The following is a 15,297-nucleotide window of genomic DNA, read 5'->3' on the forward strand; positions in this document are numbered from 1 at the left end:
ACAATGCTTGCGGAAGCGGCGAGGATTGTCACGAGTCATCAAGGGAATAGCCGCTATGCCGACTGCTGCACGCGCTCTGAAGATCGTTACGGTTGTTGTAGTCTCTCTCTGTATCGCGCTGGGCGTCGCCGCCTGGCGTTTTCATAAAAATGGCGATGCGCTCTGGCGGATGATTAGTCAGCAGTGTATTCCCGGACAGCAAAGTAAAAATAACCCCAGCCCCTGCCAGCGCGTCGATTTTGCGCAGGGTTTCGTCACGCTGAAAGATCGCAATGGCCCTTTACAATATCTGCTCATGCCGGTGGCGCGCATCAGCGGCATTGAGAGCCCGGCGCTGCTCGATGCCGCCACGCCTGACTTTTTCGCGCTCGCCTGGCAACAACGTAGTTTGCTTTCAATGCGGCACGGCGCGGCGGTGCCGGATAGCGTGGCTTCGCTTACCATAAATTCTGAATTTGGCCGCACGCAGAACCAGTTGCATATTCATATCTCCTGCCTGCGCCCGGACGTGCGTCAGGCGCTGGACAGCCTTGCTCCGCAGCTTGATCGGCAGTGGCGGCCGTATACGTTGACGGCGCATCGCTGGCTGATCCGCACGTTAACGCCAGCCGAACTGACGCAGCAGAGCAGTTTTATCCGTTTGTCGCAGGAAGTGCCACAGGCGCAGCAGGAGATGGGGAAATATGGTCTGGCGTTGGCGTCGTTGCCGGACGGAAGACTGGCGCTTATGGCGATTAAGCGTAACTGGTTAGCACTGAATCGGGGTTCGGCGGAAGAGTTGCAGGATCATCGCTGCGCGATGTTATCGCCATAGCGGAAAAGAAACGGGCGGCGTCTTCACCGCCCGTGAAACATCAGGCTTTCGCTGCGGCTGCTGCCTTCACGATAACGGCAAAGGCGTCAGCTTTCAGCGAGGCGCCGCCGACCAGCGCGCCGTCGATGTCCGGCTGCGCGAACAGCTCCGCGGCGTTTTTATCGTTAACAGAGCCGCCATACTGAATGATGACCTGCTCAGCCACTTTCGCGTCTTTCTTCGCGATATGGTCGCGAATGAATTTATGCACCGCCTGCGCCTGCGCCGGAGTAGCAGATTTGCCGGTGCCGATTGCCCAGACTGGCTCATAGGCGATAACAACGCCGTTGAAAGCCTCTGCGCCCTGAGTTTCCAGCACGGCGTCGATCTGACGCGCGCAAACTTCTTCGGTTTTACCCGCTTCGTTTTCCGCTTCGGTCTCACCGATACAGAGCACCGGGATCAGGCCCGCAGCTTTCAGAACGGCGAATTTTTTCGCAATAAATTCATCGCTCTCTTTATGGTAAGTACGACGTTCTGAATGGCCGATAATGATGTAGCGCGCGCCGATATCTTTCAGCATCTCGGCAGACACTTCACCGGTAAACGCGCCGGACAGGTTCACATCAACGTTCTGGGCGCCCAGTACGATCTGGCTGTCGCCCAGCGCCTGCTGCGCCTGATCCAGATACATCACTGGTGGGGCGATGGCGACGCCACAGCCCTGAACGGCGTTCAGCTCTTTACGCAGCCCGTCGATCAGCTCGCTGACCATTTTTTTGCTGCCGTTCAGCTTCCAGTTACCCATAACTAACGGATGTCGCATCATATCCTCCACGTGTAACGCTATACCAGTAAAGTACACTGCCCGCCGGGCAGCGATGTCTGCCAGACAGTATAGAGATCTTGAACCTGAATGGCTTTGCTTTTCGTCATTTTTGCCGCGATGTTCAGGGTGCTGACAACGCGAGCTTAATCGGTTCAACAGCGAAAGTTAGCCCCTTTTCACCATTATCCGCTACCACAAAGCGCAGCGCGCCTTCCGTCTGGGCGTAATAGCGCGATCCTTTGCCCTTGTTTAACAGCTCGCTCAGCCGCTTGCCGCTCTCTTCCTGCGAGCGCGTCGGCGAGAAAAAGCGCAGCATTGCCGCCATATAGGCCTGCGCTTTTTCCTGCGCCGCCTTTTCTTCCGGGCCAGGAATCGGCAGCCAGGTAATTTGCAGCGTTTTTATTTTGCCGGTACCGGGCTCCAGCGCGGTGGAGGCATAAAGCGTTTCGCTGATTTTGCTGGCGGCGCGCGTCAGATTGCTTTTATCGAGCCGACTGTCGACGGCGCGATATTCGCTGAGCGGCAGATCAGGATTCGCCGCATTATATTTTTCCCGAAACTGCGCGATGGTCATATCAAACGTCGGCGCTCCCGGCAGCAGATAAGGCGCTGTGGGCATTGCATCGCTACGCGTTGACGTCTCGTCGGCTCGCGCCGTCGTGCTCGTCAGTAGCGCAAGCAGTAACAGCAGCGGCGTCAGCAAAGTGCCTGGCGCTTTCTTCATTTTTTCTGCCCTGTCCAGTAAACTCAGCCAAGATTAGAACGGTTTTTACCCGCCAAAGTCAAAAACTGCGGCAACCATTTTATAGTTTTCCTCGGGACGAAAAAATGACGCTACAGCAATGGTGTTTCTCCTATCGCGGCCGCCTGGGGCGACGAGATTTCTGGATTTGGCAGTTAGTCTGGTTGTTGACCATGACCGCGCTTTTCGTCCTCGCGGGAAATGATTTGCTGGATACGCAGATGGCGGCGTTTGGCGTGGTGTGTTTGCTGTGGCCAGCCAGCGCCGTGCTGGTGAAACGGCTGCACGATCGCAATCGCCGCGGCTATTGGGCGCTGCTGCTGATTGTCGCCTGGATGCTGCTGGCGGGAAACTGGGCGGTGCTGGGGTCGGGTTGGCAGCTGGCGCTGGGCCGTTTAGCGCCGACGCTGATTCTGGCGGCGATACTGATCGAGTCGGGGCTGCTAACCGGATCGTCAGGCGCTAACCGCTTTGGCCAGCCCGCGCAGCCGGTGAACTATTTCGGCAAGCGCGGCACAGGGAATAGTACTCACCAGTAGTGTTCGCTGGTGATATGGCCCGGTTTGCGGCGCAGATGCTTGCGCATTTCTCGCGTGTCTTTCAGCAATTGCTGGGTGTCGCGCACCATTTGCGGGTTGCCGCACAGCATAATATGGCTGTTTTCCGCCGTTATCGGCAGGCCCACCGCCTGCTCAAGCTGGCCGCTTTCAATCAGCGCAGGCACGCGTCCGGTTAGCGCGCCGGGCGCCGTTTCACGACTTACCACTGTCTGGATGCGCAGCTTGCCGTTATAGCGTTCCGCCAGCTGCTGCATCAGCGGCAGATAGCTTAAATCGGCGGCGTAACGCGCCGCATGCACCAGCACAATATGTTCGAAGCGCGCCATGCCCTCTCCCTGTTGCAGAATGGAAAGGTAAGGGCCGATTGCCGTGCCGGTCGCCAGCATCCATAGCGTCTGACATTCAGGGATCTCATCCAACACGAAAAAACCGGCGGCCTCTTTCGTTATCATCAGGCTGTCGCCAGGCTTCAGCGCGTGCAGTCGCGGGCTGAGCTTGCCTTCCGGCACATTCACCAGATAGAACTCCAGATCGGGGCTGGCGGGCGCATTAACGTAAGAGTAGGCGCGCTGAACGCGTTCACCCTCTACTTCCAGCGCCAGCTTAGCGAACTGGCCGGCAATAAAAGGCGCGACGGGAGCATGTACCTTGATGCTGAATAAATTCTCCGTCCAGTGCGTGACCTCGCTTACGTTGCCATTAACCCATTCAGCCATTGCGCTTCCTCCACCTCATTAACGTAGTGCCTATCTTCGTCACTTGGGCGCGCTTTTTCCAGCCCGCGCGTTATCCGAAAGCTCTGGGCGACAAAAAGGGGCGGCACTTTGTGCTGCCGTACAGTTAGTTTTACAAAGAAGGTCAATTTCTGCTGACAGAATGGCTAAAAATCTTTATTGCGCTGTCATTTCTTTCTCTACGCGAACTGCTATTTTTGCCGCCATCAATCCTGTTTCGCCTGCTGATTTGCTGTTCAAACGCTAAACGGCAGGCTTTCATTCTGTAATTTTCATCTAAGTGGCTATGAAAAAATTAGAAAACGGACATCTGTTGCTGATGCTTATCGTTCTGGTGGCGGTTGGGCAAATGGCGCAAACCATCTATGTCCCGGCGATGGCCACCATTGCTGAAGCGTTTAACGTGCGCGACGGCGTGATGCAGTGCGTGATGGCGGCTTATCTGATGACCTACGGCGGCTCGCAGCTGTTTTACGGCCCGCTGTCAGACAGCATCGGCCGCAAGCCGGTGATCCTCGCGGGCATGATTGTCTTTATGGTGGGCGCGCTTGGCGCGCTGTTTGCGCCGTCGATCGACTGGCTGGTGGCGGCGAGCGCGGTACAGGGGCTCGGCACCGGCGTAGCGGGCGTGATGGCCCGTACCATGCCGCGCGATCTCTATTCCGGTAGCGCGCTGCGTCAGGCGAATAGCCTGCTGAATATGGGCATCCTGTTCAGCCCGCTGGTGGCGCCGCTGATCGGCGCGATGCTGACGCGCCTGTTTGGCTGGCATGCCTGCTTCGCTTTTCTGCTGCTGCTCTGTCTGATAGTTACCGGCGCGATGGCGCGCTGGTTGCCGGAAACGCGTCCGCCGGTTAGCGAAACGCGCCCGCTGTTTTCCCGCTATCGACCGCTGCTGAGCGATCGCATCTTTGTGCGCTATTTGCTGATGCTGATTGGCGCGCTGGCGGGCATCGCGGTGTATGAATCAAGCTGCGGCGTGTTAATGGGCGGCGTGCTGGGTCTCGATGCGATGACGATCAGCATTCTGTTTATCCTGCCGATCCCGGCAGCTTTCTTCGGCGCCTGGTTTGCGGGCCGGGATGATAAAAGCTTTCATACGTTGATGTGGTATGCGGTGAACAGCTGCCTGCTGGCGGCGGCGCTGATGTGGCTGCCGTCATGGTTCGGCATTATGAATATCTGGACGCTTCTGGTGCCCGCGTCTCTGTTCTTCTTCGGGGCGGGTATGATGTTTCCGCTGGCCACCTCCGGCGCGATGGAGCCTTACGCCTGGCTGGCGGGCACCGCCGGCGCGCTGATCGGCGGCCTGCAAAATCTCGGTTCAGGGCTGGTGGCCTGGCTTTCGGCGCAGTTGCCGCAGAACAGCCAGTTCAGTCTCGGCATGCTGATGTGCGCCACCGCCCTGTTGATGCTGTTCTGCTGGTGGCCGCTTTCTAAAGGCCCGCAGCCGCAGGCGGTTTAACCATCACAGAATCCACTGATGCAGCGCCGTATCCTTGCGGTCGAGATAATGAATCGACTGGATACGGCGTATAGTGCGCGATTTGCCGCGGATCAGCAGGGTTTCGCTGGTGGCGATATTGCCCTGACGCGTGATCCCTTTCAGCAGGTCGCCGCTGGTGATGCCGGTGGCGGCGAAAATCACATTATCGTTGCGCGCCATCATCTCCAGCGTCAGCCGTTCGCCGGCGTTAATGCCCATCTCCCGGCAACGCGCCAGCTCATCTTCGCCCAGTCGGCGGTTTTCCTCGCTTTCGCCTTTAACTTCATGACGCGGCAGCAGACGGCCCTGCATATCGCCATCCAGCGCACGAATAACTGCCGCTGACACCACGCCTTCCGGCGCGCCGCCGATGCCGTACAGCACGTCTACTTCGCTGTCGGGCATACAGGTCAGGATAGAGGCGGCGACGTCGCCATCGGGAATAGCGAAAATACGCACGCCCAGCTGCTGCATCTGTTTGATAACCGCATCGTGACGCGGCTTGGCCAGAATCGTTACCGTCAGTTCATTAAGGGATTTGCCCAGCGCGGCGGCGATGTTTTTCAGGTTGGTTTCCAGAGGCAGGTTCAGATCGATATGGCCTTTTGCCGCTGGGCCGACGATCAGCTTCTCCATATACATATCTGGCGCGTGCAGAAAGGTGCCCCGGTCGCCGACCGCCAGCACCGCCAGCGCATTGGCCTGTCCCATGGCGGTCATTCGCGTGCCTTCGATAGGGTCAACCGCGATATCCACCGCATCGCCGTTGCCGGTGCCGACCTTCTCGCCGATATAGAGCATCGGTGCCTCATCGATTTCGCCTTCGCCGATAACAATGCGGCCGTCGATATCGACTTTATTCAACATAATGCGCATGGCGTTGACCGCCGCGCCGTCCGCCTGGTTTTTATCGCCGCGGCCCAGCCATTTATAGCCAGCCAGCGCGGCCGCTTCGGTAACGCGGGAAAATTCAATGGCGAGTTCTCGTTTCATGACCAGCCTCTGAAGAAAACAAATGAGGCGAAAGTGTATCACAGCGGGGGAGGGCGGGAGAAAAGCCCGCGCCGGATGGCGACGCGGGCCTGAAGCGTTATTCCTCGTGTTCTTCCCATGCCTGAGCGCGGGCCACGGCTTTTTTCCAGCCAGCGTAGCGATAATTACGCTCCGTGGTCTCGATACTGGGGCGGAATTCACGTTCAATCACCGCTTTTGCGCGCACCTCATCCAGATCTTCCCAGAAACCGACCGCCAGACCCGCCAGGTAAGCGGCGCCCAGCGCGGTTACCTCACGTACTTCCGGCCGCTCAACACGCGTGCCAAGAATATCGGACTGGAACTGCATCAGGAAGTTGTTAGCTACGGCGCCGCCGTCAACGCGCAGCGATTGCAGGCGAGTATTGGCATCGTTCTGCATCGCTTCCAGCACATCGCGCGTCTGATAAGCGATCGATTCCAGCGTAGCGCGAATAATGTGATTGGCATTGGCGCCGCGCGTCAGGCCAAACAGCGCGCCGCGGGCATACGGGTCCCAGTAGGGCGCGCCAAGGCCGGTAAAGGCTGGAACCATATAGACGCCGTTGGAGTCCTTCACTTTCATCGCGAAGTATTCTGAATCGGCGGAATCGCTGATCAGCTTCATCTCGTCGCGCAGCCACTGAATAGAGGCGCCGCCGATAAACACCGCACCTTCCAGCGCATAGTTCACTTCACCGCGCGGACCGCAGGCGATAGTGGTCAGCAAGCCGTGCGTGGAGGTTACTGCTTCGGTGCCGGTGTTCATCAGCATAAAGCAGCCGGTGCCGTAAGTGTTTTTCGCCATTCCCGGCTGCACGCACAGCTGGCCGTACAGCGCCGCCTGCTGGTCGCCCGCGATGCCGGCGATAGGAATACGGGTGCCGCCTTTACCGCCGATGTTGGTCTGGCCGTAGACTTCGGAGGAAGATTTCACTTCCGGCAGCATTTCACGCGGAATATCGAGGATATCCAGCATGCGCTGATCCCACTCCAGCTTATGGATGTTATACATCATGGTGCGTGACGCATTGGTGTGGTCGGTGATATGCACCCGACCCTGCGTCATTTTCCAGATAAGCCAGGTATCGACGGTGCCGAACAGCAGTTCGCCGCGTTTCGCCCGCTCGCGCGCACCTTCGACATGATCCAGAATCCATTTTACTTTGGTGCCAGAGAAGTAGGGGTTAATTACCAGGCCGGTGGTGTGCTGGATATACTCTTCCAGGCCCTCTTTCTTCAGTTTCGCACAGTAGTCCGCCGTGCGCGGATCTTGCCAGACGATAGCGTTATAGATCGGCTTGCCGGACTCTTTATCCCAGACAATCGCCGTTTCGCGCTGGTTGGTAATGCCGATTGCGGCGATCTGATCGGAGCGAATATCCGCATGTGCCAGCACTTCTACCAGCGTGGAGCTTTGCGAAGCCCAGATGTCCATGGGATCGTGTTCAACCCAGCCCGCTTTCGGGTAGATCTGGGTAAATTCGCGCTGGGAAACCGCGATAATGTTGGCGTCATGATCGAGAACAACGGCGCGGGAGCTGGTTGTACCCTGATCGAGCGCGACAATATATTTTTTATCTGTAGACATAATCATTTCCTGATGTGCAAAGATTGAACACGGTTACGCTTTACGCTGTTCAGCTCGCGCGACGGGCTTATCGGCTTCGGTTTTTTGCGTCACGTTAAGGTTACAGGGCAGGTGACGGCAAATCAGTGAGCGATATCCCCATGCGCCAAGACAGGCCCCGACCAGCGGGCCAAAAATCGGCACGAGGAAATAAGGGATATCACGCGCGCCGGTAAAGGCGACGCTGCCCCAGCCTGCCATCCAGGCAAAAATTTTCGGGCCGAAGTCGCGCGCCGGGTTCAGGGCGAAGCCGGTTAGCGGTCCCATCGCGCCGCCGATAACGGCAACCAGCAGACCGATAAGCAGCGGGGCCAGCGGGCCGCGCGGCACGCCGTTGCCGTCATCGGTCAATGCCATAATCACCGACATCAGAACGGCGGTAATCACCATCTCGACTAAAAACGCCTGACCTACGCTGATATGCGGGTTAGGATAGGTCGAGAAGATACCGGCCAGATCAAGGCTTTCCACGCTGCCGCGCACCAGCTGATGGCTGGCTTCATAGTCGATAAACAGGTTGTAGTAGAGCCCGTAAACCAGCGCTGCGGCGCTAAATGCGCCAGCTACCTGCGCCACAATGTAAGGCACGACTTTACGCCCTTCAAAGTTGGCGAAAAGACAAAGCGCGACGGTAACGGCTGGGTTCAGGTGCGCGCCTGAAACGCCCGCTGTCATATAGGCAGCCATGGAAACAGCCAGGCCCCAGATAATGCAGATTTCCCACTGACCGAACGCGGCGCCAGCCAACTTCATTGCGGCAACACAGCCAGCGCCGAAGAAGATGATCATGCCGGTTCCGAGAAATTCGGCAATGCACTGACCTTTAAGTGTGCTAGTTGCTGTCTGACTCATAATGAAATTCCTGAAGGCGAGGTTAAATTTTATCAATCGTTGTTTTCATTCCATTGAACCGCCCGAACAAATGTGGGGCTGTTGTAAATTTATCGTTAACGCGCATAAACGAGAAATAGCGAAATTGAAATCTGTGTGCTCCATCAAAAAAATGCGCGTTTTCGCGTCTTTTACTGTTCCTTAAACATCATTTTTGGCGACGGAAGCATCGCGTTACGCTCATTTTATTAACAAAAGCGCGATTATCGGCCATTCGGCGCCCTGAGCGCTTTCGGCATAAGCTGAAAATTGTTACAGACTGCGCTTCACCGCTGTTCGCCGCTGGACTTGGGCTGTGCGGCTACTTACAATCGGTGTGTTACGGTTTTTAACGGAGTTTTGTGATGTCTCGTCGTCTGCGGCTGGCATCATCAACGCCTTGCGATTAGGAGAAGTCATAGAATGTCATTTGAAGTATTCGAGAAACTGGAAGCGAAAGTACAGCAGGCGATTGATACCATCACCTTGCTGCAGATGGAAATCGAAGAGCTGAAAGAGCAGAACAATACTCTGAAGCATGAGGTACAGCAGGCCTCGGGAAACAGCGAAGCGCTGGTTCGTGAAAACCAGCAGCTGAAAGAAGAGCAAACGCAGTGGCAGGATCGCCTGCGGGCTTTGTTAGGTAAGATGGAAGAAGTGTAATCCGTTGGGATGCTGCTTTCATCAACCATAAAAAACGGGTGCCCAGGCACCCGTTTTTGCTGACGTGATTCTTCGCGCCTCAGCGCAAGAGCATCACATTCAGCGCTATTCAATATCCAGCGGATCTTCTGACAGAATAATTCCAGTGTTATCGGCGTATAAATGGTCGCCAGAGAAAAAGGTGACGCCGCCGAAGTTGACGCGCACGTCGCTTTCGCCAATGCCTTCGCCCGCCGCGCCTGCGGGGATCGCCGCAATCGCCTGAATGCCGATATCCAGCTCTTCCAGGTCATCGACCTGACGCACGGAGCCGTATACGACGATACCTTCCCATTCGTTCTGCACCGCCAGCTGAGCCAGCGCCGCATCTACCAGCGCGCGCCGCACCGAACCGCCGCCATCTACCAGCAGCACACGACCCCGGCCATTTTCTTCCAGCAGATCGTATAACAGGCCGTTGTCCTCGAAACATTTTACCGTCGTGATTTGGCCGCCAAACGAGGTGCGACCCCCAAAATTGGAGAAGAGCGGTTCAACCACGTTTACATCTTCGTGGTAGATGTCGCAGAGTTCGGAAGTGTCGTATTTCATAGGATTTTCGTCTGTTTGCCACAGGAGCGGTAAGTATATCGCTTTATTCAAGTTGTTGGCAAAATCATCAACCCGCAAAAATTGCGTTATATCAGCTATAAGACGATCAAAGCAGTACGCCAAGAGAAAACAGCACGTTAGCTAACAGCGCCGCCTTTACCGTCTTCTCCAGCATCGGCCGCATGGCGCCGGGGGACTTTTCACGAAAAATATAGCGGCCCTGGCGCCAGAACAGCGGAGCGGTCAGCAAAAATAGCCAGCGTCCCCAGCCGTGCTGACCGGTCCACGCAAACGCGGCGAAACAGAGCAGCGCGCCGCTCAGCAGCAGCAGATGGTAGCGTCGCGCATTGTCTGCGCCCAGCCGCACTGCCAGCGTCATTTTGCCGCACTGCCGATCCGTTTCTATGTCGCGCAAATTATTGATATTCAACACCGCCGCCGCCAACAGGCCGCAGGCGGTGGCGGGCAGCAGCACTAACGGCTGAACGCTGTGGCTTTGCAGATAGAAGCTGCCGCTGACGCCCAGCCAGCCGAAGAAGATCAGCACCGAGAGATCGCCCAGCCCAAGATAGCCGTAAGGCTTTTTGCCGACGGTGTAGGCAATCGCCGCAATGACGGCCAGCGCGCCCAGCAGCAGAAAACTCACTACGTCGCCGATGGTATGGCACGCGTAGCGGATCAGCACGCCGCCGCAAATCAGCGCCAGTCCGGTCACCGCGATAATGCCCGCGCGCAGCTGCAACAGCGTGATGGCGCCCTTTTGAATGCCGCGCAGCGGGCCGAGGCGGTTGCTGCCGTCGCTGCCTTTCACCGCGTCGCCGTAGTCATTGGCCAGATTAGAGAGCACCTGTAACAGACCGCTGGTCAGGAAACAGAGCAGGGCGACGGTCAGGCTGAACTGACCCTGCCACCACGCCAGCGCCGAGCCGGTCAGAATAGACGCGAACGCCAGCGGCAGCGTGCGCAAACGCAGGCTTTCCAGCCAGCCCCGGAAATGAAAGGTGGTTATTCGTTGAATATATTCCATAAGCGTAACCGCAGCCGACTCTAATTAAAAAGGGGTAGATGAAGTCTACGGCGGCACCCTGTCAGACGCCTTAATCTTCGTCAAATTGCAGGAGGGTTAAAAAGCGGTCATAAAAAAGGAGGCCGAAGCCTCCTTAGAAAGATAAAGCCGCCGGTTACAGAATGAAGCGGCTGAGATCTTCGTCCGCCACCAGCTCATCCAGATGTTGAGACACATAATTGGCGTCAATGGTAATGCTGTCGCCGCTGCGGTCGCTGGCGTCATAGGAGATATCCTCCATCAGACGTTCCAGTACGGTGTGCAGACGACGCGCGCCGATATTTTCCGTGGTTTCGTTAACCTGCCAGGCGGCTTCGGCGATACGGCGGATGCCATCGTCAGTAAAGCTGATATTAACGCCTTCGGTCGCCATCAGCGCCTTGTACTGTACGGTCACAGAAGCGTTTGGCTCGGTCAGGATGCGCTCGAAATCATTGACGGTCAGCGCCTGCAGCTCAACGCGGATCGGCAGACGACCCTGCAGTTCCGGGATGAGGTCTGACGGGCTGGCGACCTGGAAAGCGCCGGAGGCGATAAACAGAATATGGTCTGTTTTCACCATGCCGTGCTTGGTGGAGACGGTGCAGCCCTCCACCAGCGGCAGCAGATCGCGCTGTACGCCTTCACGCGAAACGTCCGGGCCGGAGGTCTCGCCGCGCTTACAGATTTTATCGATCTCATCGATAAATACGATGCCGTGCTGTTCGACGGCGTCGATTGCTTCCTGCTTTAGTTCTTCCGGGTTAACCAGCTTGGCCGCTTCTTCTTCGATCAGCAGCTTCATCGCATCTTTGATCTTCAGCTTGCGCGGCTTCTGCTTCTGACCGCCCAGGTTCTGGAACATCGACTGCAGCTGGCTGGTCATCTCTTCCATGCCCGGAGGCGCCATAATTTCAACGCCCATCGGCGCGGCGGCCAGATTGATTTCAATCTCTTTGTCGTCCAGCTGGCCTTCGCGCAGCTTTTTACGGAACGACTGGCGGGCTGCGGACGGCTCGGCGCTTTGCTCCGGCTGGCCCCAGTTGTTTTTCGCTGGCGGGATCAGCACGTCAAGAATACGTTCTTCCGCCATCTCTTCGGCGCGGTAGCGATTTTTTTCAATCGCCTGCATGCGCACCATTTTCATCGCCGCATCGGTCAGATCGCGGATAATGGAATCCACTTCTTTACCGACGTAGCCGACTTCGGTGAACTTGGTCGCTTCAACCTTAATAAAAGGCGCGTTTGCCAGCTTGGCCAGACGACGGGCGATTTCAGTTTTACCCACGCCGGTTGGGCCGATCATCAGAATGTTTTTAGGCGTAACTTCATGGCGCAGATCTTCTTCCAGCTGCATACGACGCCAGCGGTTGCGCAGGGCGATCGCCACAGCTCGCTTGGCGCCATCCTGGCCGATGATAAACCTGTTCAGTTCGCTGACAATCTCGCGCGGAGTCATTTCAGACATAATTTCGATCCTTACGCTTTGGACGCTAATTCTTCAATAGTCAGATTGTGGTTGGTGTAGATGCAGATGTCACCTGCGATACCCAACGCTTTTTCAGTAATGTCGCGCGCGCTCAGCTCGGTGTTTTCCAGCAGCGCGCGGGCGGCGGCCTGGGCATACGGACCGCCGGAACCGATAGCGATCAGATCGTTTTCAGGCTGAATGACATCGCCGTTGCCGGTGATAATCAGGGACGCGTTTTCATCCGCCACCGCCAGCAGCGCTTCAAGCTTGCGCAGCATACGGTCGGTGCGCCAGTCTTTAGCCAGTTCCACCGCGGCTTTGACCAGGTGGCCCTGATGCATTTCCAGCTTACGTTCAAACAGTTCGAACAGGGTAAAAGCATCTGCGGTGCCGCCGGCAAAACCTGCAATCACTTTATCATGGTAGAGACGACGCACTTTTTTGACGTTGCCTTTCATTACGGTATTACCGAGCGTAGCCTGGCCATCACCGCCAATCACTACCTGGCCGTTGCGTCGTACACTTACTATCGTTGTCACGGGCAGACCCCTTGTTACAGTGGAAAAAGAGCTCCGCGCAGCGTGACGCGGAGCCTAATGCAACAAGATATGGGGCAGGTTTAGAGGGTTTCAACCCCCAAGGGCGAGAGGAATGCAGCTGGAGTGACCGGCGCTGCGCAGGCGTTTTAATGTGCTGTCGGCGCTGGCGCGGCTGTTGTACGGACCGATAACCACGCGGTTCCAGCCGCCACCGCTGGTGATGCGGCTTTCAAAGCCTTCAAACGCCAGCTGCGCACGCACCGATTCCGCCTGATCGCTGCCTTTAAAGGAGCCGCATTGCACCATCCAGCGCTGAGACTTCTCTTTTTCCACCGCTTTGGCTTTCGCCGTCTCCTGCTGTTTAACCCGGTTGTTATCCTGCGTTTTCGGCGCGTTTTGCGGCAGCATATGCTGCGTTTGCGCAGGCGGATTATATTGCTGCTGAGCGCGCTGCTGTTGTAACTGCTGCTGTTGTGCGCGCTGTTGTTGCTGTAGGACGCGCTGCTGCTGCATTTGCTGTTGCTGCTGCAACTCCAGCTGTTGCTGGGCGCGCTGTTGTTGCATCTGTTGCTGCTGTTGACGCTGTAGCGTCTGCTGACGCTGCACCGGCGTCTGTTCGTTCCACGGCACTTCGTTCAGCTGCGTTGGCGCCTGACGCATATCGGCCTGCATCTGCTCAAGCAGCTGGCGCTGTTCATCGGTAAGCTGCGTCTGAGAATGGACTTCCCCGCCGGCGGACGGTTCTTTCGGCACCGGTACGCCGATCTGCCGGTTTTCCAGCTCTTTGATATATTTCCAGCGCTCTTCCGGTTTAGGCGGCAAACCGTTGCCGCTGACTTTATGATCGGGGATAACAGGCGTTTCTTCTTTTTTATGGTGAGCGATAAACCACAGCCCGCCAACAAAAGTCACCAGCACCGCAACCGCCAGCCCTATCATAATTTTAGAAACACCGGAGCTGCCATTGCGCTTTTTGCTGCGGCTATTGCTTTTCTTGCGACGCGTCCCTGTCGAACGCCCGCGGCCTACATAATCTTTTTGTGCCACTAATCGTTCCGCTAATTCAAAGAAGAAAATGCCTGCCGGATAAGAGGGCGCTGAGTGAGGGCGGCGGCGCAGCTATCCGGCTGTCAGCCCGCCATGTTACTCAAGGGCTGGAAGTTTGACCAGCAGGGAGTCGTTTAAGAATCTGCTGAAATTGCCTGATACACGGCATTTTCCGGCTTAGCTGGCGTGTATTGTGCTTCCGCGCAGTTTTAATTCAAACTCCAGCAGACGCGAGCCGTTGCGGACGATTTTCCCCTGCAGCTGCTCCAGCAGCAGCAGCATCGCTTCCCGCCCCAGCGCAAAGCGTGGCTGCGCCACCGTAGTCAGCGGCGGATCGCTGTAGCGGGCGAGTTCAATATCATCAAAACCCACCAGCGAGAGATCCCGAGGAATACGCAGCCCCATGCTTTTCGCCTGCGACATCGCGCCCAGCGCCATAATGTCGTTATGGCAAAACAGCGCCTCAGGCGGCTTCGGCAATGCCATCAGACGCTTGAAGGCCGCGGCGCCCGCTTCAAAGGTAAAATCGCCGCGGACGATATAGCGCGGCTCTACTTCCTGTCCGTGGCGACGCAGCGCCTGAATGTAGCCCTGCAAACGGTAGTGACTGAGCGGCATCTCTTCTGGCCCGGCAATGCAGGCGATGCGGCGATGCCCAAGTTGCCAGAGGTGATTCACCGCTTCGAAAGCCGCCGTCAGGTTATCGATATGGACCGTCGGCAGTTCCAAATCCGGCGCAAATTCGTTCGCCATCACCATCGGCGGCAGGTTGCGTTGTTCTTCAACGCCGGTATCGAAGGGCACCTGCGAACCAAGCAGCACCATGCCGTCGATCTGGCGCGTCAGCATCAGACTGAGAAAGGTTTTTTCCTGCTGATTCTGATGAGCGCAGTCGCCAATCAGTACCAGATAGCCTTCCGCCGCCGCGGTCACTTCCACGCCGCGGATAATTTCACTGAAAAAGGGATCGCAGATATCGGGGACAATTACCAGAATGGTGCGTGATTCGCTGCGCTTAGCATTGCGCGCCAGGGCATGCGGAGAATAGCCGACGTCAATAACCGCCTGTTCTACTTTCTGGCGGGTCGCCGCTGAGACCTTTTCTGGATTCATCAGCGCGCGGGATACGGTGGCGGTTGAGACTCCCGCACGTTCAGCCACATGTTTCATCGTAGCTGCCGTCGACTCCTGGTTCTGCTCCAACGCTTTCCTCCTCGCACGGGTTGTACCGGCCCGACTATTTGCCATGTTTCGTCATGCTGCGCCTGTTGCGGTCAAAGCTGACG

At 56.9% G+C, this 15,297-nt stretch carries 16 protein-coding genes; 4 read left to right on the forward strand and 12 right to left on the reverse strand.

Features of this window, described 5'->3' with window-relative positions; all coding sequences use genetic code 11:
* The first annotated feature begins 55 nt into the window (after positions 1-55).
* The gene (locus tag MYY08_RS07200) at positions 56-814 is read left to right on the forward strand and encodes a CDP-diacylglycerol diphosphatase (RefSeq protein ID WP_288013860.1); all 759 of its coding nucleotides are present in this window, start codon (positions 56-58) and stop codon (positions 812-814) included.
* 40 nt (positions 815-854) lie between these two features.
* Here the strand turns inward: MYY08_RS07200 and tpiA are convergent, their stop codons facing one another.
* Both tpiA and MYY08_RS07210 read right to left on the reverse strand, forming a co-directional pair.
* Positions 855-1,619, reverse strand: coding sequence for a triose-phosphate isomerase (gene tpiA / locus MYY08_RS07205; protein ID WP_071883720.1), 765 nt, complete (start codon positions 1,617-1,619; stop codon positions 855-857).
* Positions 1,620-1,743: 124 nt separating this feature from the next.
* Positions 1,744-2,346 (reverse strand): DUF1454 family protein, encoded by a 603-nt coding sequence (locus tag MYY08_RS07210; protein WP_038629065.1) that lies wholly within the window; start codon positions 2,344-2,346, stop codon positions 1,744-1,746.
* Between the two features lie 104 nt (positions 2,347-2,450).
* On the opposite strand from MYY08_RS07210, the gene MYY08_RS07215 reads away from it, so the two are divergent.
* Positions 2,451-2,903 (forward strand): DUF805 domain-containing protein, encoded by a 453-nt coding sequence (locus MYY08_RS07215; protein WP_052133973.1) that lies wholly within the window; start codon positions 2,451-2,453, stop codon positions 2,901-2,903.
* On the opposite strand, the gene fpr is transcribed toward MYY08_RS07215, so the two are convergent.
* Positions 2,894-3,640 carry a ferredoxin--NADP(+) reductase gene (gene fpr, locus MYY08_RS07220; RefSeq protein ID WP_038629063.1) on the reverse strand — a complete coding sequence of 249 codons (747 nt, stop codon included), beginning with the start codon at positions 3,638-3,640 and terminating at the stop codon, positions 2,894-2,896. The genes MYY08_RS07215 and fpr overlap by 10 nt on opposite strands.
* A 304-nt stretch (positions 3,641-3,944) precedes the next feature.
* Here fpr and emrD point away from each other — a divergent pair, with 304 nt between their 5' ends.
* Positions 3,945-5,123 carry a multidrug efflux MFS transporter EmrD gene (gene emrD, locus MYY08_RS07225; protein WP_288013861.1) on the forward strand — a complete coding sequence of 393 codons (1,179 nt, stop codon included), beginning with the start codon at positions 3,945-3,947 and terminating at the stop codon, positions 5,121-5,123.
* Positions 5,124-5,126: 3 nt separating this feature from the next.
* Here emrD and glpX read toward each other — a convergent pair whose 3' ends face one another.
* The 3 genes from glpX to MYY08_RS07240 form a co-directional block, all read right to left on the reverse strand.
* Positions 5,127-6,137, reverse strand: coding sequence for a class II fructose-bisphosphatase (glpX, locus tag MYY08_RS07230; protein ID WP_038629060.1), 1,011 nt, complete (start codon positions 6,135-6,137; stop codon positions 5,127-5,129).
* A gap of 97 nt (positions 6,138-6,234) precedes the next feature.
* Positions 6,235-7,749: a glycerol kinase GlpK gene (gene glpK, locus MYY08_RS07235; RefSeq protein ID WP_038630181.1), complete on the reverse strand. Its 1,515-nt coding sequence runs from the start codon at positions 7,747-7,749 to the stop codon at positions 6,235-6,237.
* Between the two features lie 30 nt (positions 7,750-7,779).
* Complete coding sequence (locus MYY08_RS07240) at positions 7,780-8,637, reverse strand: MIP/aquaporin family protein (RefSeq protein ID WP_084969901.1); 858 nt, start codon at positions 8,635-8,637, stop codon at positions 7,780-7,782.
* A gap of 441 nt (positions 8,638-9,078) precedes the next feature.
* On the opposite strand from MYY08_RS07240, the gene zapB reads away from it, so the two are divergent.
* Positions 9,079-9,318, forward strand: a complete 240-nt coding sequence (gene zapB, locus MYY08_RS07245; RefSeq protein ID WP_038629057.1) for a cell division protein ZapB — start codon at positions 9,079-9,081, stop codon at positions 9,316-9,318.
* Positions 9,319-9,423: 105 nt separating this feature from the next.
* Here zapB and rraA read toward each other — a convergent pair whose 3' ends face one another.
* The 6 genes from rraA to cytR all read right to left on the reverse strand — a co-directional run bounded on the left by rraA (position 9,424) and on the right by cytR (position 15,214).
* Positions 9,424-9,909: a ribonuclease E activity regulator RraA gene (gene rraA / locus MYY08_RS07250; RefSeq protein ID WP_038629056.1), complete on the reverse strand. Its 486-nt coding sequence runs from the start codon at positions 9,907-9,909 to the stop codon at positions 9,424-9,426.
* Between the two features lie 106 nt (positions 9,910-10,015).
* Entirely contained in the window at positions 10,016-10,936 is a 921-nt protein-coding gene (locus MYY08_RS07255) for a 1,4-dihydroxy-2-naphthoate polyprenyltransferase (RefSeq protein WP_052133972.1), read from the reverse strand.
* A 154-nt stretch (positions 10,937-11,090) separates the two neighbouring features.
* The gene (gene hslU / locus MYY08_RS07260; RefSeq protein WP_038629053.1) at positions 11,091-12,422 is read right to left on the reverse strand and encodes an ATP-dependent protease ATPase subunit HslU; all 1,332 of its coding nucleotides are present in this window, start codon (positions 12,420-12,422) and stop codon (positions 11,091-11,093) included.
* Between the two features lie 11 nt (positions 12,423-12,433).
* The gene (gene hslV, locus MYY08_RS07265) at positions 12,434-12,964 is read right to left on the reverse strand and encodes an ATP-dependent protease subunit HslV (RefSeq protein WP_038629052.1); all 531 of its coding nucleotides are present in this window, start codon (positions 12,962-12,964) and stop codon (positions 12,434-12,436) included.
* Positions 12,965-13,054: 90 nt separating this feature from the next.
* Positions 13,055-14,011 carry a cell division protein FtsN gene (gene ftsN, locus MYY08_RS07270; RefSeq protein ID WP_038629051.1) on the reverse strand — a complete coding sequence of 319 codons (957 nt, stop codon included), beginning with the start codon at positions 14,009-14,011 and terminating at the stop codon, positions 13,055-13,057.
* A 177-nt stretch (positions 14,012-14,188) separates the two neighbouring features.
* Entirely contained in the window at positions 14,189-15,214 is a 1,026-nt protein-coding gene (gene cytR / locus MYY08_RS07275) for a DNA-binding transcriptional regulator CytR (protein ID WP_190296281.1), read from the reverse strand.
* Between the last annotated feature and the right edge of the window lie 83 nt (positions 15,215-15,297).

This window comes from Mixta sp. (assembly GCF_024610815.1).
GTDB lineage: Bacteria > Pseudomonadota > Gammaproteobacteria > Enterobacterales > Enterobacteriaceae > Mixta > Mixta calida.